Consider the following 18,051-nt stretch of genomic DNA (forward strand, 5'->3'; position numbering starts at 1 on the left):
AGAACAAATGTTCTATAGGTGATGCTCATGGACCGCGTCGTGCTCCACTCCGATCTCAATAATTTTTATGCCTCGGTGGAATGCCTGTACCGCCCCGACCTCCGGGAAAAGCCCGTGGCCGTGGGCGGAGACCCGGAACTCCGCCACGGGATCGTGCTGTCCAAAAATTACGTGGCCAAGCGGTACGGGATCATCACCGGGGAGACCCTTCTGGAGGCTCGCCAAAAGTGCCGCGATCTCGTCGTCCTGCCCCCTTCCTACCGGAAATATCTCCGTTTTTCGGACCGGGTGCGGAAGATTTACGGCGACTATACCGACCGGGTGGAACCCTTCGGTCTGGATGAGTGCTGGCTGGACCTCACCGGCAGCCTGGACGTTTTGGGTCTGGACGGCGCGGCCGCGGCGGACGAGATCCGTCGGCGGATCCGGGAGGAACTGGGTATCACCGCCTCCATCGGCGTGAGCTTCAATAAAATCTTCGCCAAACTGGGAAGCGACCTGAAAAAGCCGGATGCCACCACTCCCATTACCCGGGAAAACTATAAATCCGTCGTCTGGCCTCTCCCCGCCGGCGACCTGCTTTACGTGGGGTACGCCACCCGGCGAAAGCTCTCCGCGAAAAACATCCGCACCATAGGGGACCTGGCCAGCACCGACCCCCTGTACCTTGAAGCCTGGTTCGGCAAATGGGGCCTGGTGCTCCACTGCTTTGCAAACGGGCGGGACTCCTCCCCCGTGGCGGAATACGGCCAGGAGGCGGTGATCAAGTCCGTGGGCAACAGCACCACCGCGCCCCGGGACCTGGTGGACCGCGAGGACGTGAAAATCACCCTCTGGGCCCTCTCCGAGAGCGTCGCCATGCGCCTGCGGGAGCAGGGGCTCTCCTGCGGCACCGTGGAGATCCAGGTGCGGGACACCGCTCTGTTTTCCTTTGTCCGCCAGAAGAAGCTTCCCCGGCCCACCTCCCTTGCCTCCGAGATCCTGAAGGCGGGCATGGAGCTCTTCGAGGCCGGTTACGACTGGAAAAAGCCCATCCGCAGCCTTGGCATCCGGGGCTGCGGCCTGGTGCCGGAGTCCTTTCCGGAACAGTACACTCTCTTTGAGGACCCTGAAAAACGGGAAAAGCTTCTTGCCCTGGAGAAAACCGCCGACCAGGTCCGCCGCCGCTTCGGCAATCTCAGCCTGCGCCGGGCCGCCACTCTGGTCCACCGGGACCTGGGCGATCTGGACGCCAAGGCCGACCACGTCATCCACCCCGTGGGCTACTTTTAAGGAGGGAGAGCCATGGATCCCGACGGGAATCCCTATAAGGTATATGTGAACGTCTGCGCGGAATTTAACGCCGACGGCTCCCTTGTGCCTTTGTCCTTTGTATGGGAGGACGGAACGAGGTATACTATAGACAGGGTCACCGACGTGCGCCTGGCCGCCAGCCTTAAGGCGGGGGGCATCGGGATGCGCTATACCTGCCGGGTCCGGGGCCGGCTGACCTACCTGTTTCTGGACGACAACCGCTGGTTTATGGAGCGGAAAGGAGTGTAGAAAATGTGCGGGCGCTATATTCTCCCGGCCGACCGGGACATTCAGGAAATCCGTGAAATTCTCGACGAGATCAACCGCAAATATAAGGATACCCGGGTCAGTCTGGGGGAGATTTATCCCACGAATACCGCCCCCGTGCTGCTGTCCGGCGCAGAGGGGGACCTGAGCCCCCGCCCCATGACCTGGGGCTTTCCCCAATGGAAAGGCCCCGGCGTCATCATCAACGCCAGATCCGAAACCGCCCTGCAAAAACCCACCTTCCGCCGGGCCTTTCTCTCCCGCCGCTGCGTCGTCCCCTCCGCCGGCTTCTTCGAGTGGTCGAAAAAAGAAGGCGCCCCCAAAAAGGAGAAGTATCTCTTCACCCTTCCCGGGGAGCCCATGCTCTATATGGCGGGGCTTTACGACGAGTCCCCGGAGGGCCTTCCCCGCTTCGTCATCCTCACCACCGCGGCCAACCCCTCCGTGGCCGAAATTCACAGCCGCATGCCCGTGGTCCTTCGGAAATCGGAACTCCCCTCCTGGACCCAAAATCTCCAAACAGCTTCCGAATACCTCACCCGTGTCCCCCCGGCCCTCACCCGTCAAAACGCGGGATAAAAACACTCTTGCACCATATGCGTTCTTAATAATAGATGCCTATTCCCCCGTTCCCTCAATTTGCTAACTCCCACCAAAATTTTTCATAATATCCTAAAAGTATTTGTGAAGGTGACCATCCCTTCATATGCTTCAATTCTTCTAGAATCGAATAGGCTATACGATAATTCCCGGAGTAGATTTGGGTTTCAAATTTGGTTATCCAATCTTGTAAACCCAGTGGCAATTCTTTTCTTAATTGATTAATCAATAGGCTGGAGATATCTTGGTTCACTGCTTGTCCCCCTCTCCTTTCATTGATCCTGAGCGTGATGAATACACTTTATTATTGATAATGACCTTCTGCGTACAAAAAAACAAATAGTAGTATTTACATTTTCCATCATATTCCGTACTCATTACCATGTAAAGTGAGCCACAGCGTCAGCAATTGAATTGATTAAGCCGTGCGCTATCATGCTCGTACCGATGCTTCTGGAGCGCCACGCTAATAAGCCCAAAATAAGAGCTGAAACGGGTACGATAATCCAAAAAGAATAATTATAAACACCCAGATAGTAAACGTGCCCTATCATAAATAACGCTGCCTGGAATGCCCATATCCAGGTCTCTTTACAATGTGCGTTTTTGAGATATCCCCATAAAAATCCCCTGAAAAGGGGTTCTTCCATCACCGCAGCATTGCTCAGCTGTACAAAAAAAGCATAAATCACATAGCAGAAAGACGGCCGGTACGCAAGTCTTCCACTCCCCTGAAGACTTGCTATATTCCCCATTATCACGCCGCCGCAAATACCGGCGGCAACCGCAATCAATAGCCAGAATAGAATTTCTTTGGAGCTTCTCTTGCGCAGTTTCGGATGAAAGATAAGCAGCAGGATAAAAAGGCATATGGAAACAGCAATTTGAAACCAGGGATAAGGTAGCAGCGAAAACATTGCCGTATACCGTATGCTGAGTAATTTAAAAAAAGGCGCGGCCAAAAAAACAGCAAGCGAATAAAAGCCTATGTTATATTTTGAAAGCGAATCACGCATGATCAGAATCAGTACCGCGGTTATTAAATATGTCACGTTTCCAAATATAATGTTCCCCATGTCTTTAGGGATTGGGATTACCCCGTACGATACCGAAATTAGAAAAGGAAAACGCAATATAAAAAGCCCAAGCAACAATAACAAGAAAACAGAATCTCTTTTCTTGCTTTGAACCAGTACTTTTCCTTTCACCTTATCCTCCATTTTAACAAGTGCCGGCTGAAACAACACTATGGCAGATTCATATCAGGTTTCCATCATCTTCCTGGATTTATTATACCCCGCCGTCTTTCTCCCCGCAATCCCCGGAAATCATCCTACCCTTCCCCAATCAAAAAAGAGCCTGCGGCGGTTTCGCTCCGCCCCAGGCTCTTCATTTTTTCACAATCCGTCCCGGTCTTATACTACCTCCGCAAACGAAAACGGCACAGCCCGACGCAGCTCTTCCGGCGTAAGCTCCACCTGGTATCCGATCTTTCCCGCGCTGAAAATGATGGTTTCAAAGCCCGCCGCCGAGGCGTCCACCGTGGTGCGGAAGGGCTTTTTCATCCCGATGGGGGAGCATCCCCCGTGGATGTAGCCCGTTAAAGGCAGAAGGTCCTTGGATTTGATCATCTCCACGGACTTTTCCCCCACGCTCGCCGCCGCCTTTTTCAGGTCCAGCTCCAGCGCCACGGGGATCATGAACACATAATGACTTCCCGACTTCCCCGCGGTCACCAGGGTCTTGAACACCCGCGCGGGGTCCGCGCCGATAATCGCGGCGACCTCCGTCCCGCTGAGAGCCTCTCCTTCCCCGTACCGGTGGGTCTTATACGGGATTTTCATGCTGTCCAGCTTCCGCATGACGTTGGTTTTGTATTCCATCGTTATCACCTGTAAAACCGGCGGATCGGATCCGATCCGCCGTTGTTTATTCTAATTTTTCGGCAATTCTTCCTCTTCCCGCTCCGGCGCCCGCGTGTCCGCGATCTTCTGCAGGCAGCGGATCAGCGTCTCCGCCGTCTCGGGGTCGAACCGGCTGAGCACCTCTTCGTTCACCTCGTCCACCGCCCGGAGCACATCCGCCTCCAGGGCGCGCCCCGCGGGGGTGAGCACCACCTGGATGCTCCGCCGGTCATCCGGGTCCAGCAGCCGGTCGATGAGTCCCTTCTTCTGCATGCGGTCCAGAACGCCGGAGATCGTGGAATTCTCCAGGCTCAGCTCCCGGGCAAGGTCCTTGGGGTTTGCCTGCTCCTTCTCCCAGAGATAGCTGAGAACGCCGTACTGGCCGGGCGTGACGCCGTATTGGGAAAGCCGGTCGCTGAGGAGCCCGAACACCTCATGCTGCGACGCGGTCAGCAGATAATTGATGCACGTTTTGAATCTCACCGGTTATTCATCCCCCGAAATTCTGCCTTCTGCAGCGGATTGGCGCGATGCGCTCCACCGGACGCGGCGCTTTGCAACGGGCCGCCGTTCGGCTGTTTCTTACAGATTATAACACAGGGCTCGCCGGATTACAATCTTTTGACGAAAAATATTTCGTATTAAAAAATATTTGTTTACAATTCTATTTTGCCATGATATAATTCGTTCGTAATACGAAATAATGGTCAAAGAAACCGGACAAAATAGACTTACATATGGAAAGGATGCATGATTGTGATTGATTTTACTCCCACTTCCGAGCAGGCCGAAATGCGGGAATTCTACCGCAAGTTTGCCGAAGAGAGCGTTAAGCCCCTGGCCCGCGAGATGGACGAGAAGGAAAAATACTCCATGGAGCTCCTGAAGGAGATTCGGCAATGCGGCTTCATGGGGATCCCCTTCCCCGAGACTTACGGCGGCGCCGGCAGCGACGTTCTCTCCTACGCCATGTGCGTGGAGGAGATGTCCCGGGTGGACGCCAGCACCGGCCTCACCATCTCCGTCCATACCTCCCTGTGCGCCGCCTCCATCCAGGAGTTCGGCACCGAGGAGCAGAAGGAGAAGTTTCTCCGTCCCCTGGCAAACGGCAGCAAGGTCGGCTGCTTCAGCCTTACCGAGCCGGGCGCCGGCTCCGACGTGGCGGCGGGCCGCTCCACCGCGGTGAAGGACGGCGACTCATACATTCTCAACGGCAACAAGATTTTCACCACCAACTCCGGCTTTGCGGACATCTTTCTGGTCTTCGCCCTCACCGATAAGGAAGCCGGCGCCAAGGGCATGTCCGCCTTCGTTGTGGAGCGGGACACTCCCGGCCTCTCCGTGAGCCCCGACATCCCCCGCATGGGCATCCGCGCCGCCTCCAACGCGGAGGTGGTATATGAAAACGTCCGCGTCCCGGCGGCCAATCTTCTGGGCGGCGAGGGCAAGGGCTTCAAGATCGCCATGAAGGCGCTGGACGGCGGCCGCATCGGCATCGCCGCCCAGTCCGTGGGCATCGCTCAGGGCGCCATCGACGAGGCGGTGCGCTATGTCAAGGAACGCGTGCAGTTCGGGAAGCCCATCGCCGCCTTCCAGAACACCCAGTTTAAACTGGCCGAGATGCAGACCCAGGTGGACGCCGCCCGCCTCATGACCTACCGCGCCGCGGTGGCCAAGGACAAGGGCGAAAATTACGGCGTATACGCCGCCATGGCGAAGCTCATGGCCTCCGACGTCGCCAATATTGTCACCCGCGGCTGCGTCCAGCTCCTGGGCGGCTACGGTTACGCCAGGGAATACAGCGTGGAGCGCATGATGCGCGACGCCAAGATCACCGAGATCTACGAGGGCACCTCCGAAGTGATGAAGATGGTCATCTCCGGTTCCATGAACCTGAAATAGTCCCACCACACTCCTTTTTTACGGAAAGCCCCCCGAAAGGGGGGTTTCCGTTTGCAACGGCTCCTCCCAGCGTTTCACCGCCGGAGCGGCGAAATGAAATCGGATCCTTTTCGGGCGCGGCATATACGTGCCCGAAAATACTTCTCAGGCCGCCGTTTTGTTCGCCCCATACGCATAAATACGCCAAAATATGTCCGATAATGTCGTATTTTATGCAAATTTGTGAAAATGAATTTGCATTTTTCATTTCAAATGGTATACTAGACAATGGCTAAAATGAGGTTGGGGGCAGTTTAAGGGTGGGAAAATCGAAGTATTACAAAATCATGTCGAGTCTCAACGAGCTGAAATGGTCGGTTGCGGCCAAGGGCGTGGCGTCGGGTTTCATCGCGGGCCTGCTCGTCGTTCTGTACAGAACCGGCATCGAATACGGAACCGAAAAGGCGGTTCTGATATTTTCCTATTTGCGGGCGCATCCCTGGGCGATACTGCCCTGGCTGGCCGTGTCCGTAGCTCTCGGCCTGCTTCTTTCCTGGCTGGTAAAACTGGAACCCATGGCTACCGGCAGCGGAATTCCCCAGGTCAAGGGGCTCCTGCTCTACGGCATGAAGATGAAGTGGGCTTCCATCATCGTTGTGCGCTTCGCCGCCGGATTTGTCGCCTCCTTCTTCGGGCTCTCTCTGGGCCGCGAAGGCCCCTCCATCCAGATCGGCGCCATGGGCAGCCAGGCGCTGGCCGAGCGCTCCAGCAAAAACAAGGTGGAAGAAAATTATCTTATCACCGGAGGCGCGGCGGCGGGGCTTTCGGCCGCTTTCAACGCGCCTCTCGCGGCGATTGTCTTCGCCCTGGAGGAAGTCCACAGAAGCTTTTCGCCCACGCTGCTTGTGGCCGCCACCACCGCGTCCCTCACCGCCGACATCGTTTCAAAATATTTTTTCGGCCTGCGGCCGGTGCTGAGCTTCGTTTCGATTCCCCAGCTTCCGCAGACTCTTTATATCTGGATTTTGCCCCTGGGTCTTCTCACCGGGCTGTTCGGTGTCCTATTGAACAAAGCCCTCCTGGGATTCCAGACGCTGTATAATCGGATGCCGGCGCGCTTTCGTCCTATGGCGGCGCTGATGATAGCTCTTCCCTGCGGCCTTTTCCTTCCCCAGGTGCTGGGCGGCGGACAGGGCCTGATTAAGATGGCGGAAACCTGGGACAGCGGCGCGGCCCTGCTTTTCATTATCCTGGTGGTCAAGCTGATATTCACCTGTACCAGCTTCGGAAGCGGCCTGCCTGGCGGCATTTTCCTGCCCATTCTCTCCGTGGGGGCGCTCTCCGGGAGCCTTCTGGGCCTGGTTGCGGTCCATTTCGGCATGCCGGCCGAGTATATTCCCGATTTTGCCGTCTGCGGTATGGCGGGGGCGCTCTCCGGTTCGGTGAAGGCCCCTGTGACCAGCATACTGCTGACGGCGGAAATGACCGGATCCTTGGTCCATCTGCTGCCCGTGGCCGCCTGTTCCTTCATCGCTTTGCTTCTTTCCGACATCCTGAAAGTCGCGCCGATTTACGACGCGCTGCTGGACCGCATGATGGAAAAGAACGAGACGGCTCTCATCAAGGACAAGGCGGGGGCCCTGCTGGAAATTCCCGTGGAGTTTGGCTGCGCCGTCTCCGGCAAAACCGTAGGCGAGGTTTGCTGGCCCCAGGGAATGCTCATTGTCGGGCTGCACCGGGGTGACGAGGACATCGTGCCAAACGGCAGCACGAGGATCGAGGCGGGAGATTATCTGGTGGTTCTGTCCTCTGAGGTTACCTATAAGGATATGCATACCAATATCCGGGAGCTTTGCCACGTAAAGCAGTGAGCTCCGTTCGGGGATCGTTCGGATTGCTGGCGTCCCGCCCTCTGCCCTTGTCGGAAGCGGAACATTTTTGCGTTGACGGCGGCATGGAGGTCTGCTATACTCAAATGCGGGAATGAAGTTCTCCCCAGGCAATGGCCTGAAGTGCCTTAACGGCTGATGACTTCTGCAGCGTAAGCAGAAGTCTTTTTTTATATTTTTTCGGTAAATGAGGAGACAAAAATATGACGCAGTGCATCATGGTCGGCCTGGGAGGCTTTGTGGGGGCGGTATGCCGTTATTTATTCGGGCTGATTCCCTTGGGAACGGACCGGTTTCCCCTGGGCACCTTTCTCATCAATCTGGTGGGAGCGGTCCTGATCGGCGCGATTTCGGCGGTATGGGAGCTGAATCCTCACTTCGACCGGAATATACTGCTGCTTCTCACGGTGGGGCTGTGCGGGGGCTTCACCACCTTCTCCACCTTTACCCTGGAATCCTTGGGACTGATTGAAAAGGGCCGCGTTGGAGCGGCGGCGGCCTATATGCTCCTGAGCGTGTCCTTTTGCCTCCTGGGAGTGATGATAGGCCGCGGCGCGGTCCGCGCAATCCTCTGAATCTCCCGGGAAACCGCTTTTCCTTTCTCCATGCGCCGCCGCGAAATACAAACGTGCGTCCCGCCCTTGCGGAACGCACGTTTCAGTTTTTTCAATAATTTAAATATAGAACATAAAATCGGAATTGGCTCTGTGCCGCTCGGTCTCCGCCACCAGATCGTAGAGGGTGATCTGCCGGAGCGCCGCCTCCATCACCCTGGAAAGGGGTTTGAAAACGGCGACCTGCATGGCCGACTCGATTTCCGGAGATTTTCTCGCCACGGTTTTTTCCGGCTTTTCCAGGAGGGAGTTTTCCGTAGCCGACAGAATTTCGAAGGCGGTGATCCGTTTCGGCGCCCTCGCCAGCCGGTATCCGCCCTGGGCGCCCTTCACCGAGGCCACGAGGCCCGCCCGCTTCAGTTGGGAAAAGACCTGTTCCAGATAGATTTTGGATATCCCCAGCTTTTCCGCGATACTGCTCACGGTGATGTATTCCTTTGCGGAATAGCTCTGTGATATACTGATCATGGCGGCAAGGCCATACCGTCCTTTTGCTGAAACCTTCATATGCTTCCTCCCAGGCACTCAATGGACCCGACGCAGCGGCGGAATTCGGCAGGCGGACCTGCCGATTACATATCAATTATGTATGTTTAGCTAAATTATAAGTGATAATACTGTAAATGTCAAATTCTTTGCATGCTTCCGCGCCCGGCAGTTTTTCTGTGACGGATCGCCTTCCTTCTGTTGACAAAATCCGCCCTGAGCACTACCATAAACATGAACGCATTATGTATTTGCCCGTCCGGGCCGCTCGGTACGTCGGGAGGCTTTTCGCCGGCGGCGCCGGTTTATCACGGATAAATAAGGAGTGGATGGTCTTGCCAAGGATCTATGCGAGTCTGACAGATTTGATCGGGGGAACTCCCCTTCTGGAGCTGCGCAGCTACGCGGAAAAGCACAGCCTGAAATCCCGGCTCCTGGCCAAGATGGAATATCTCAATCCGGCCCACAGCGTCAAGGACAGGATTGCCAAAGCCATGATTGAGGATGCGGAGAAAAGAGGGCTCCTGAAGGAAGGTTCGGTCATTATAGAACCCACCAGCGGCAATACGGGGATCAGTCTTGCCTCCGTTGCCGCCGCCCGGGGATACCGCGTCATCATCACCACGCCCGACACCATGAGCATGGAGCGGCGGAGCCTGCTCACTGCTTACGGCGTCGAGCTGGTGCTTACGGAAGGCAGCAAGGGCATGAAGGGCTCCATGGCCAAGGCGGCCGAGCTCACCGCCAAGATGCCGGGCGCTTTCAGCCCCTGTCAGTTTATGAATCCGGCAAACCCCGCCGTGCACCGGGCCACCACGGGTCCCGAGATCTGGAACGATACCGACGGGCAGGTGGACATCTTCGTCTGCGGTGCCGGGACCGGCGGAACCATCACCGGCGTGGGGGAATACCTGAAATCCCGCAATCCGAAGATCCAGATCGTCGCCGTGGAACCGGCCGGCTCCCCTGTTTTATCCAAAGGCGTCCCCGGTCCTCACGATATTCCCGGGCTGGGCCCCGGCTTCATTCCCGAGGTCTTGAACCGCGATATTCTAGACGAGGTTATCGCGGTGGAGGACGAGGACGCTTACCGGGCCGAGCGGGAACTGGCGAGAACCGAGGGCTTCCTCGCGGGAGTTTCCTCCGGCGCCGTCCTCTGGGCGGCCGCCAAGGTGGCCAAGCGCCCGCAGAACAGCGGGAAAATGATCGTTCTCATCATGGCGGACACCGGAGGGCGCTATATCTCCAGCCCTCTGTTCCAGGAAAACCTTTGAGCCGGCGTCCGTCCGGCGGAGTATGGAGAAAATAAAACCCGATGAACAACAAAGTAATGGTCGCCATGAGCGGCGGAGTGGACAGTTCCGTGGCCGCCCTGCTTCTCCGGGAGCGGGGATACGAGGTCTGCGGCGCCACCCTGAAGCTCTTTGACGGCGCATCGCCTCAAAACGGGCCGCCCCCGGAGGACGCGGAGGCCGCCCGCCTCGTCGCCCACTCCCTGGATATGGACCACCATGTCTTTTCCTTCGGCCCCCAGTTCCGGCGGGACGTGATGGACCGCTTCGCAGAGGGCTACCGGAAGGGGGAGACCCCCAATCCCTGTGTCGACTGCAACCGGTTTGTTAAATTCGGTCTTCTTCTGGACAAAGCGCGGCTTCTGGGGTACGACCGCATCGCCACGGGGCACTACGCCACGGTGGTTTATGACGAAGCAAGAGGCCGGTATCTTCTGAAAAAGGCCAAAGACGTCTCCAAGGATCAAACCTATGTGCTCTATACCCTCCGCCAGGAGGAGCTCTCCCGCGTTCTCTTTCCCCTGGGGGACCTTCTCAAGAGCGAAGTGCGGTCTCTGGCTGCGCAGCGCGGTCTTGCCAGCGCCCAGCGGAAGGAAAGCCAGGACATCTGCTTTATCAAAGACGGGGACTATGTGAGTTTTCTGAAAAATGTCATGGGCGTGGCGGCCGAGCCCGGGGATTTCGTGGACGGTACGGGCCGGATTCTGGGGAGGCACCGGGGCCTTCTCGCCTATACCGTGGGGCAGCGGAAGGGCCTGGGTCTCGCTTTTCCCCGGCCCATGTATGTGGTTTCCAAAGACCCGGGATCAAACCGGGTCGTCCTGGGCCCCCATGAGGAGCTCTTTTCCGCCCGGCTCACCGCCCGGGACGTGAACCTCATCTCCGTGGACCGTCTGGAGGGCCCCGTTCCCGTGCAGGTCAAGACCCGGTACAGCCAGAAGGCTGCCTCCGCCGTGGTGACTCCCCTGGGAAACGGCCGCGTCCTCGTGGAGTTTGAGGAAAAGCAGCGGGCGGTTACCCCGGGCCAGGCCGCGGTGTTCTATCAGGACGATATCGTTTTGGGCGGCGGGACCATCGAGGGCCCCGCCCTGCCGTAACGCCGGGGATTGCCCGGAAAGGATGGGAGAACTTGAACATCATCGTCACCTCCGGGGGGACCCGGGAAAAGATCGACGAGGTCCGCACCATCGCCAACAGCGCCACCGGCGCCCTGGGCAGCCTCATCGCCTCCGAGCTTCTCCGCCGCCTTCCCGCCGGAGGCAATACCCTTTACTATCTCTGCGGCGCGGGAGCCGTGACCCCCGGGGCCGATCCCCGGCTGGAAGTCCTCCCCGCCCCGGACACGGGGAGCCTGGAGAGCGCCATGCGCACCCTTCTGGAAACCCGGAAGATCGACGCGGTGATCCACGCTATGGCCGTCAGCGATTACCGCGTGGGAGCCGCCACCACGCCGGACCGCCTCGCCGCGGCCCTCTCCTCTCTGTCTTCCTTGCCCGCCTCCCCGGAGGAATGGGAAAAGGTGCTCACAAAGGCGCTTTTTCAGCGTGCCCTGGAGCCCGGCGGGAAAATCAGCTCCGAGCTGGCTCACCCCATTCTGGTCCTGGAAAAAACGCCGAAGATCATCCATATGATAAAAGAACTGAGCCCCGATACCCTTCTGGTGGGTTTCAAGCTCTTAAGCGGCGTTTCCGAGGAGACCCTTCTGGAAGTTGCCGGACGGCTTATGGAAACGAACCGCTGCGACTTCGTTCTGGCAAACGACACCGTCTCTTTGAAAAGCGGCGTCCACGTGGGGTATCTTCTCTGCCGCCGCGGCGAAACCGAAAAGTATACCGGCAAGGAAGCCATCGCCTCTGGGATTGCCTCCCGGATTCTTAAACGATTGGAGGAACAGGCCGTATGAAACATCTGCTCCTGGGCGTCACCGGCAGCATCGCCGCCTACAAGGCCGCCGACATCGCCCACGCCTTTTATAAACAGGGCGTAGACGTGGAGGTCATCATGACCGAGGGGGCCACAAAGCTCATCGCCCCCCTCACCTTCCGCTCCCTCACCAAGCACCGGGCCTATACCGACGTCTTCGACGAAAACTATCCCGACGACGTGGAGCATATCGCCCTGGCCCAGAAGGCCGACGCGGTGCTCATCGCCCCGGCCACGGCCAATATCATCGGCAAGCTGGCCTCCGGCATCGCCGACGACATGCTCACCACAACGGTGCTGGCCGTGAAAGGCAAGCCCATTTACATCGCCCCCGCCATGAACACCAACATGTGGGAAAACCCCATCGTGCAGGACAATATAGCAAAGCTCCGGCGCTTCGGCTTCCGCTTCATCGAGCCAAAGGAGAGCATTCTTGCCTGCGGCGCGGTGGGCAAAGGCGCCCTGGCGGATCCATCAGAGATTGTAAAGGCGGTATTGGACGGTGAAAATAACTAGTCTTCAGGAAGTGCCCATCGGGGAGCTCGCCGCCTTTCAGATCGGCAGCGCCGGAAACGAGGAAGCGGGCACGGGGTGCACCGTGATCCTCTGCCCGGAAGGGGCCGTTGCGGGCGTGGACGTCCGGGGCGGCTCTCCCAGCACCCGGGAAACCGACGCCTTGAACCCCACCAGCCTCCGCCCCAATATCCACGCGGTTCTTCTGGCGGGAGGCAGCGCCTTCGGGCTGGACGCGGCGGCCGGCGTCATGCGGTATCTGGAGGAACGGGACATCGGCCGGGACGTGGCGGTGGCCAAGGTGCCCATCGTCTGCGGCGCCATCCTGTTCGACCTGAAATGCGGCCGCTCCGATATCCGGCCGGATCTGCAGATGGGTTACGAGGCCTGCAAAAACGTCGGAAAGCCCTTTCTCTGCGGCAATTACGGCGCGGGCACCGGAGCCACCGTGGGCAAATCCCGGGGGCCGGAGTTCGCCATGAAGGGCGGCCTCGGCGCTGCCTGCTTCCGCCTGGGAGACCTTATGGTGGGCGCCGTCATGGCCGTCAACTGCATGGGGGACGTCCTGGACCCGGAAAGCGGAGCGCTCCTCGCCGGTATGTTGGACGATACCAAAACCGTTCTTGCCGACACCGAGGCGTATTTGATGACGGACTATAAAAGCAAGACCGACCTTTTCAGCGGCAATACCATTATCGGCACGGTCCTCACCAACGCCGCCCTCACCAAGGCGGAGGCCAACAAGGTGGCGTCTTTGTCCCATAACGGCATTGCCCGGATAATCCGCCCGGCCCATTCCATGTACGACGGGGACACCATGTTCGTCATGTCCTCCGGCACCGCCGACGTCCGTCCCGACGTGGTGGGCATCCTGGCGGTGAACGCCGTGGAGCAGGCCATCCTCCGCGCGGTAAAGAACGCCCGCACCCTTCACGGCTTCAAGGCCTCCCGGGATCTCTCCCCCCGCCGCGGCATCTGACGGGATCTTCTCCCTTCCCGCAAAAACTCACCCCATCACCTCCAAATCGCCCCCTCACAAAAATGGTAAGACAGCGCCGGACTTTGCCCGCCGCTGTCTTTCTTTCCGGAAAAACCGGGTGTAATATAAGAATTGCCAAAACGCCCTATGGATCAAAGGAGTTGTTGAATTGAAGGCTTACGAACGTTTTCTCGGTTATGTAAAAATAAATACCGCGTCGGACGCTGAAAAGTCCGATTGCCCCAGTACGCCGGGCCAGAAAGAGCTTGCGCTGTCGATTGTGAAGGAAATGAAAGAGCTCGGGATCGGCGATGCCCATATGGATGAGTATGGCTATGTGTATGGAACGCTTGAGGCGAACTGCGGGCAAAAAACGCCTGTATTGGGGCTCATTGCCCATATGGATACCAGCGACGCGGTAAGCGGTGAAAATATCCGCCCCACTATCATCAGAAACTATGACGGCGCGGATATTGTCCTGAACCCTGATAAGGGGATCGTCATGCGCGTCGGGGAACATGAAAGTCTTTTGGAGTATGTCGGCGAGGATCTGATCGTAACCGACGGCACGACTTTGCTTGGGTCCGACGATAAAGCGGGGATTGCGGAAATCCTGACCGCCATAGAAACGCTTCAGAAAGATAAAATCAGGCACGGCACGGTTAAAATCGCGTTTACGCCGGACGAGGAAATCGGCCGCGGCGCGGACAGATTCGATGTAAAGTCGTTTGGAGCGGATTTTGCGTATACCGTCGACGGCGGAAAACTCGGTGAGATCGAATATGAGAATTTCAATGCGGCTTCGGCGGACGTCATTGTGCACGGCGTGAACATCCATCCGGGAAATGCGAAGGACAAGATGAGAAATGCGGTTTTGATCGGAATGGCCTTTAACGCGATGCTGCCCGCAAATGAGATTCCCGCCTGCACCGAAGGATATGAGGGCTTCTATCATCTGTCCGGCATGGCGGGAAGAGAAGAAAAGGCCGAGCTTCATTATATTGTCCGGGATCATGATAAAAATAAATTTGAAGCGAGAAAGCGCCGGCTTGAAAAAACAGCGGACTTTATAAACGATCAGTATGGCGCCGCCGTGATCGAACTCCGGATAAAAGATTCCTATTACAATATGAAAGAAAAAATAGAGCCGTATCCGTTTCTCATCGAAAATGTGGAAAAAGCCATGGTAAAAGCGGGTGTCACGCCGAAAATTACGCCGATTCGCGGCGGAACTGACGGGGCGCGCCTCTCCTATATGGGACTTCCCTGCCCGAATCTCTCGACGGGCGGGCATAATTTTCACGGCAGATTTGAGTACATCCCGATCCAGTCCATGGACCGCATGGTGGATGTATTGGTCAATCTTGTCGGCGTCTGATCCCCGCGGTGCTGCCGGATTCCCATTCTGTTAATAAGAAGAATGCAGCCCCCGCCGTGACCTCTCCCCCGCCGGGGCCTCTGACGAATCCCCCTCAATTCCCGCAAAAATTCCCTCATTATCCCTCAAACACCCCCTCACGAAAATTGTAAGACAGCGCCGGATTTTGTCCGCCGCTGTCTTTCTTTCTGGAAAATTTGGGTGTAATATGGAAATATAATGGTTATTGTTTAGTTAAAATGCGAAGTTTGTTCAATAGGGAAAACACCTAATATTATCAGTATATTATCAATTGGAATCCGTTACTCTTGCCTCTGGTTATTAGAATCGTTGAAAAATTGTTCAATACAATCAAATAATAAATGCTATTATGAGATCGCTTTTATACCACAATTTGTAATCGGATATATGAGCAAAGCAAATTTAATTTTTTAAGTTTCCAAACTTTTCAAACGCAAAAAAGGAGAGGTCAATTTTTAAGGGTGAAACAGATGATTAAAATTACTCATAAAAAAATAAAGGAAATAATGAAGCAGTTTCAATTTCCTATTTCAAAGATTGAAGATATGCAGGCAATCGACGTTTATCATACTCACAATTGGGACCATATTATTAAGCATTGGGATGAAGATTCAAAACGGAACGAAAACCCTGCTTTAAGAGAATTTTATTTTGATTTGCAGGACATGCTGGAATTTTTATCAGACTATCTAAGTACTCTAACATATAAAGAAGCTATATTTGCTTCTTTATATGGTGGACGTTTTGTTGGAATACCGTATACTAAAGAATTCATACCTTGTGTCGATGAACTGACAAAATGGCTACATGCAAACAATATGCGAATAAACTCATCTGCCGGATTACTTGTAACAAAAAAGGAATTGTTAGATTGCATTGGTATGATTTCTGAATGCGGCTTCATGGGAATGACAAGGTTATTCATTTTAATCCCCGAGTCAGGTGTTGCAATCACTGCCCATCACCATATGAATTATTTAATCTATACTAATGATTTTAATAAGCAACGGTTAATCATTAAAAAAATCATCGATATGCAAAATACTATCGATGTTTATTTTTCCAAATAAAATTAATAGGAAGGTCTATTGGTCGTCGATGGTTTCCGTTATGTGTATATATAATAAGTTCTGGTCGCCAACAATCCATAACCTGGGAGGCTGAAATGAGAAATTACAAAATTATATATTATGTTGGCGAATCAATAGGCTTAGAGACTATAGTAAATAAAGGTGTCTTGACTGAAGAAAATGAGAAAGCATATATAATTTCAAAAACAGAACGGATTCCTTTAAATGCGATCTATAGTTGTGAATTAATTAAGCTGAGTGGCCTCGGTACAATGATTAAAGTAGTGAATGATCCCAAAACAATATTTCTTGCAGCTTACAGAATATTTTTAAACATAGGTGCGGGCTTTGTTATAGCTAATTATTTTGGTACGATAAATGTTAAAAGGCACTTGGATGCTATTTGCAAACGCACAAGCTGATAACTATTTTGATATTACATAACAGGAAGGCCTCCCCGCTGGGAGGCCTTCCTGTATGTATTCCCTATTAACCCCTCACCCGCACAGGCTCACGATCGCCCGGGCGAAAATCTTCGCCGAGGTGACCAGATCCTCCGCGATGGAGAACTCATCCGCGCCGTGCATGTTGGTGTCGATCCCGGGCATCACGCATCCGCAGGCGACGCCGCCTGGGATCCCGTGGACGTAAGTGCCGCCGCCTGTGGAAAGGCATTCTCCTTTACATCCGGTGAACTCCTCGTAGGCCGCCAGCAGTGCCCGGATCAGGGGAGAGTCCGGCGGCGTGTGGTGCGGCTCCATAACGCTCTTGGCCCCGATCTCCATCCCGGCGCCCGCGAATTTCCGCTGCATTCCCCGGATCAGCGCCACCCCGTCGGCGCAAAGGGGCGTCCTGCTGTCGAACTCCCCTTCCAGCCCCTCTTCCCCGAAGTGGAAGAGGCTGAAATTCGCGGTGAGCTCCCCGGAAACTTCGTCCGCCGCGGCGATTCCCGCGGCCCGGCCCAGCCCGTCCCCGTGGGGGAACATGGCGTTCACCGTCCTCAGCCTCTCAAGGCCCGTGGAGGGTGCGAAGGGCATAAGCAGCAGCGCGTGGATCAGGGCGGTGACGGCGTTATTTCCCTTTTCCGGCGTGGAAGCGTGGGCTCCCGCCCCGTGGGCGAAAATACGCACGCCCTGCGGCGTCTCCTCCAGGGTGAATTTCGCCCCCGTCTCCGCCTCCGCTCTGGCGCAGCAGCTCCGCGCCTCGTCGATGCTCAGCCCCTCCGTCAGCGCTTCCGCCTCCGGCGGCACCACGTTGAGCCGGTATCCTCCCTGTATGGAAACGATCCGGGGCAGGGCCCCGTCCTTCGGCCAGGAGGCCCGGAAAGCGCCGTTCAGCCGCCCCTTCTCGGTGTTGATCACGGGAAAATCAGAGTCCGGGGTAAAGACCATGGGAGGCGGCGCCTCCTTCCGAAAATAATAGGCGATGTCGCTGCTCCCGCTCTCCTCGTCGGTCCCCAAAATCAGCCGTACGTTGTATTGAAGCGGGATTCCCAGCTCCCGCACCGCCCGCATGGCGTACAGGGCCGCGACCGCGGGCCCCTTGTCGTCGCTGACGCCCCGGCCGTAAAGCTTCCCGTCCTTGAAAACGGGGTGGAAGGGCTCGCAGACGGTCCATCCCGTCCCCTCCCCCACCACGTCCAGGTGCGCGAGGATCCCCAGCTTCGTCTCTTTGCCGTTCAGGTCCGCGGTACCCACGTAGTTTTCGTGGTTTTTTGCCGCGAACCCGTAACCCTCCGCCATGGAGAGCGCCAGGGCCAGCGCCTTCGCCGGTCCCTCGCCGAAGGGCATCCCCGGCTCCGCCTCCCCCCGTACGCTGGGGATTTCCACTAAGCGCTTGATATCCTCGAAAAGCTCATCCCTGTGGGCTTCAAAATAGTCGTCGATTTCCTTTCTGTACATCCGAAAGCTCCTTCCGCCGCTAAATCTGTGAGTATACCGT

Annotated in this window: 20 protein-coding genes and 1 riboswitch; of the genes, 14 read left to right on the forward strand and 6 right to left on the reverse strand. The window is 56.2% G+C overall.

Annotation, left to right across the window (positions count from 1 at the left end; translation table 11 throughout):
• Positions 1-27 precede the first annotated feature (27 nt).
• The 3 genes from B9A13_RS04080 to B9A13_RS04090 are packed head-to-tail and all read left to right on the forward strand — an operon-like array spanning position 28 to position 2,139.
• Positions 28-1,272 (forward strand): DNA polymerase Y family protein, encoded by a 1,245-nt coding sequence (locus B9A13_RS04080; protein WP_084233779.1) that lies wholly within the window; start codon positions 28-30, stop codon positions 1,270-1,272.
• 12 nt (positions 1,273-1,284) lie between these two features.
• Positions 1,285-1,542 carry a hypothetical protein gene (locus B9A13_RS04085; RefSeq protein ID WP_084233780.1) on the forward strand — a complete coding sequence of 86 codons (258 nt, stop codon included), beginning with the start codon at positions 1,285-1,287 and terminating at the stop codon, positions 1,540-1,542.
• 3 nt (positions 1,543-1,545) lie between these two features.
• Positions 1,546-2,139, forward strand: a complete 594-nt coding sequence (locus B9A13_RS04090) for an SOS response-associated peptidase (protein ID WP_084233781.1) — start codon at positions 1,546-1,548, stop codon at positions 2,137-2,139.
• A 55-nt stretch (positions 2,140-2,194) separates the two neighbouring features.
• Here B9A13_RS04090 and B9A13_RS13870 read toward each other — a convergent pair whose 3' ends face one another.
• The 4 genes from B9A13_RS13870 to B9A13_RS04105 form a co-directional block, all read right to left on the reverse strand.
• Positions 2,195-2,413 carry a hypothetical protein gene (locus tag B9A13_RS13870; RefSeq protein ID WP_143806873.1) on the reverse strand — a complete coding sequence of 73 codons (219 nt, stop codon included), beginning with the start codon at positions 2,411-2,413 and terminating at the stop codon, positions 2,195-2,197.
• A 124-nt stretch (positions 2,414-2,537) separates the two neighbouring features.
• Positions 2,538-3,368 (reverse strand): CPBP family intramembrane glutamic endopeptidase, encoded by an 831-nt coding sequence (locus tag B9A13_RS04095; RefSeq protein ID WP_159448019.1) that lies wholly within the window; start codon positions 3,366-3,368, stop codon positions 2,538-2,540.
• A gap of 207 nt (positions 3,369-3,575) precedes the next feature.
• On the reverse strand, positions 3,576-4,043 hold the full coding sequence (ybaK, locus tag B9A13_RS04100; RefSeq protein WP_084233783.1) for a Cys-tRNA(Pro) deacylase: 468 nt from the start codon (positions 4,041-4,043) through the stop codon (positions 3,576-3,578).
• 51 nt (positions 4,044-4,094) lie between these two features.
• Positions 4,095-4,547, reverse strand: coding sequence for a MarR family winged helix-turn-helix transcriptional regulator (locus B9A13_RS04105; RefSeq protein ID WP_084233784.1), 453 nt, complete (start codon positions 4,545-4,547; stop codon positions 4,095-4,097).
• A gap of 276 nt (positions 4,548-4,823) precedes the next feature.
• Here B9A13_RS04105 and B9A13_RS04110 point away from each other — a divergent pair, with 276 nt between their 5' ends.
• The 3 genes from B9A13_RS04110 (at position 4,824) to crcB (ending at position 8,409) form a co-directional block, all read left to right on the forward strand.
• Positions 4,824-5,966, forward strand: a complete 1,143-nt coding sequence (locus tag B9A13_RS04110; RefSeq protein ID WP_341456016.1) for an acyl-CoA dehydrogenase — start codon at positions 4,824-4,826, stop codon at positions 5,964-5,966.
• Positions 5,967-6,265: 299 nt separating this feature from the next.
• Entirely contained in the window at positions 6,266-7,816 is a 1,551-nt protein-coding gene (locus tag B9A13_RS04115) for a ClC family H(+)/Cl(-) exchange transporter (RefSeq protein ID WP_242942770.1), read from the forward strand.
• Between the two features lie 99 nt (positions 7,817-7,915).
• Positions 7,916-7,989: riboswitch (Fluoride riboswitch) on the forward strand.
• 48 nt (positions 7,990-8,037) lie between these two features.
• Positions 8,038-8,409: a fluoride efflux transporter CrcB gene (crcB, locus tag B9A13_RS04120; RefSeq protein WP_084233786.1), complete on the forward strand. Its 372-nt coding sequence runs from the start codon at positions 8,038-8,040 to the stop codon at positions 8,407-8,409.
• A 99-nt stretch (positions 8,410-8,508) separates the two neighbouring features.
• On the opposite strand, the gene B9A13_RS04125 is transcribed toward crcB, so the two are convergent.
• Positions 8,509-8,955, reverse strand: coding sequence for an RrF2 family transcriptional regulator (locus tag B9A13_RS04125; RefSeq protein ID WP_084233787.1), 447 nt, complete (start codon positions 8,953-8,955; stop codon positions 8,509-8,511).
• Between the two features lie 314 nt (positions 8,956-9,269).
• Here B9A13_RS04125 and cysK point away from each other — a divergent pair, with 314 nt between their 5' ends.
• The 8 genes from cysK (at position 9,270) to B9A13_RS04165 (ending at position 16,532) form a co-directional block, all read left to right on the forward strand.
• Entirely contained in the window at positions 9,270-10,208 is a 939-nt protein-coding gene (cysK, locus tag B9A13_RS04130) for a cysteine synthase A (protein ID WP_084233788.1), read from the forward strand.
• Positions 10,209-10,249: 41 nt separating this feature from the next.
• Positions 10,250-11,323: a tRNA 2-thiouridine(34) synthase MnmA gene (mnmA, locus tag B9A13_RS04135; protein ID WP_084233789.1), complete on the forward strand. Its 1,074-nt coding sequence runs from the start codon at positions 10,250-10,252 to the stop codon at positions 11,321-11,323.
• Positions 11,324-11,355: 32 nt separating this feature from the next.
• On the forward strand, positions 11,356-12,129 hold the full coding sequence (locus B9A13_RS04140; protein WP_084233790.1) for a phosphopantothenoylcysteine decarboxylase domain-containing protein: 774 nt from the start codon (positions 11,356-11,358) through the stop codon (positions 12,127-12,129).
• Positions 12,126-12,665 (forward strand): bifunctional phosphopantothenoylcysteine decarboxylase/phosphopantothenate--cysteine ligase CoaBC, encoded by a 540-nt coding sequence (coaBC, locus tag B9A13_RS04145; RefSeq protein WP_084233791.1) that lies wholly within the window; start codon positions 12,126-12,128, stop codon positions 12,663-12,665. Before B9A13_RS04140 ends, coaBC begins: the two co-directional genes overlap by 4 nt.
• Positions 12,652-13,641, forward strand: coding sequence for a P1 family peptidase (locus B9A13_RS04150; protein WP_084233792.1), 990 nt, complete (start codon positions 12,652-12,654; stop codon positions 13,639-13,641). The genes coaBC and B9A13_RS04150 overlap by 14 nt, the downstream gene beginning before the upstream one ends.
• Before the next feature lie 169 nt (positions 13,642-13,810).
• Positions 13,811-15,019 (forward strand): peptidase T, encoded by a 1,209-nt coding sequence (pepT, locus tag B9A13_RS04155; RefSeq protein WP_084233793.1) that lies wholly within the window; start codon positions 13,811-13,813, stop codon positions 15,017-15,019.
• A 491-nt stretch (positions 15,020-15,510) separates the two neighbouring features.
• Complete coding sequence (locus tag B9A13_RS04160) at positions 15,511-16,110, forward strand: hypothetical protein (RefSeq protein ID WP_084233794.1); 600 nt, start codon at positions 15,511-15,513, stop codon at positions 16,108-16,110.
• A 95-nt stretch (positions 16,111-16,205) separates the two neighbouring features.
• Positions 16,206-16,532, forward strand: coding sequence for a hypothetical protein (locus tag B9A13_RS04165; protein WP_084233795.1), 327 nt, complete (start codon positions 16,206-16,208; stop codon positions 16,530-16,532).
• A 75-nt stretch (positions 16,533-16,607) separates the two neighbouring features.
• Here B9A13_RS04165 and B9A13_RS04170 read toward each other — a convergent pair whose 3' ends face one another.
• Positions 16,608-18,011 carry a Sapep family Mn(2+)-dependent dipeptidase gene (locus B9A13_RS04170; protein WP_084233796.1) on the reverse strand — a complete coding sequence of 468 codons (1,404 nt, stop codon included), beginning with the start codon at positions 18,009-18,011 and terminating at the stop codon, positions 16,608-16,610.
• Positions 18,012-18,051: the final 40 nt, after the last annotated feature.

Origin of the sequence: Papillibacter cinnamivorans DSM 12816, from assembly GCF_900176335.1 — a bacterium.
GTDB classification, from domain to species: Bacteria; Bacillota; Clostridia; order Oscillospirales; family Oscillospiraceae; genus Papillibacter; species Papillibacter cinnamivorans.

What these genes read in the sequence shown, in the direction of transcription:
- B9A13_RS04080 (WP_084233779.1), top strand. Translation starts at nt 28, where the DNA reads ATGGACCGCGTCGTGCTCCACTCCGATCTCAATAATTTTTATGCCTCG.
- B9A13_RS04085 (WP_084233780.1), top strand. Translation starts at nt 1,285, where the DNA reads ATGGATCCCGACGGGAATCCCTATAAGGTATATGTGAACGTCTGCGCG.
- B9A13_RS04090 (WP_084233781.1), top strand. Translation starts at nt 1,546, where the DNA reads ATGTGCGGGCGCTATATTCTCCCGGCCGACCGGGACATTCAGGAAATC.
- ybaK (WP_084233783.1), bottom strand. Translation starts at nt 4,043, where the DNA reads ATGGAATACAAAACCAACGTCATGCGGAAGCTGGACAGCATGAAAATC.
- crcB (WP_084233786.1), top strand. Translation starts at nt 8,038, where the DNA reads ATGACGCAGTGCATCATGGTCGGCCTGGGAGGCTTTGTGGGGGCGGTA.
- B9A13_RS04125 (WP_084233787.1), bottom strand. Translation starts at nt 8,955, where the DNA reads ATGAAGGTTTCAGCAAAAGGACGGTATGGCCTTGCCGCCATGATCAGT.
- mnmA (WP_084233789.1), top strand. Translation starts at nt 10,250, where the DNA reads ATGAACAACAAAGTAATGGTCGCCATGAGCGGCGGAGTGGACAGTTCC.
- coaBC (WP_084233791.1), top strand. Translation starts at nt 12,126, where the DNA reads ATGAAACATCTGCTCCTGGGCGTCACCGGCAGCATCGCCGCCTACAAG.
- B9A13_RS04160 (WP_084233794.1), top strand. Translation starts at nt 15,511, where the DNA reads ATGATTAAAATTACTCATAAAAAAATAAAGGAAATAATGAAGCAGTTT.
- B9A13_RS04165 (WP_084233795.1), top strand. Translation starts at nt 16,206, where the DNA reads ATGAGAAATTACAAAATTATATATTATGTTGGCGAATCAATAGGCTTA.
- B9A13_RS04170 (WP_084233796.1), bottom strand. Translation starts at nt 18,011, where the DNA reads ATGTACAGAAAGGAAATCGACGACTATTTTGAAGCCCACAGGGATGAG.